This is a genomic window from Bacteroides sp. ET71, assembly GCF_023336905.1.
Classification (GTDB): Bacteria; Bacteroidota; Bacteroidia; order Bacteroidales; family Bacteroidaceae; genus Bacteroides.
In genome coordinates this window covers 1-679 of sequence record NZ_JAMBLS010000125.1, presented here as the reverse complement: position 1 = coordinate 679, position 679 = coordinate 1, and the positions used below count along the sequence as shown (strand labels likewise).

Genomic DNA, 679 nt, shown 5'->3' with positions numbered 1-679 from the left:
GTCATTGGACAGCTACAAGTTCAACCTGCTCCACAACAAGCAGCTTTTCATCACCCAGCTCAAGCAGAACCGCATGGGCAGCCGCACCATCGACGAGGGCAGCATGGACGAGAAGGGGGGCATGAACTACTCCGAGTATGTGGCCATCCTCTCCGGCAACACCGACCTTTTGGACAAGGCGCGTCTGGAAAAGAAGATTGCCGGACTGGAGGGCGAGCGCAAGGCGTTCCAGCGCGGCAAGGGCGATTCGCGCATCCGGTTGGAGACCCTGTTGGCCAACCAAGCCTCCAACAGCGACATCATCGCGAGGGCGCGGCAGGACATGGCCGACTTCGAGAGCCGCGTGCAGTACGACAAGGATGGCAAGAAGCTCAACCCGCTGAAGATTGACGGGGTAACGGGCAGCGACCCCAAAGTCATTGCCGCCCGGCTGCACGAGATAGAGGACAAGGAGCGCACGCACGGCCAGCCGGTTCCCATCGGCTCCCTCTACGGCTTCGAAATCGTGGTCAAGACCGACACCACCGTCAAGGAGGGATTGGACTTCTGCGAGAACCGCTTCTTCGTGCGCGGCGCGGGCAAACTCCTGTACAATTACAACAACGGACGCTTGGCAGCCGACCCGCAGACCGCCTGCCGGAACTTCATCAACGCTTTCGACAGCATCCCCCGCCTGATT

Annotated in this window: 1 pseudogene; it reads left to right on the top strand. The window is 60.5% G+C overall.

What is annotated here, in order from left to right:
• Positions 1–679 (top strand): annotated as a pseudogene (locus tag M3090_RS15480) (DNA methylase); the annotation flags it as partial.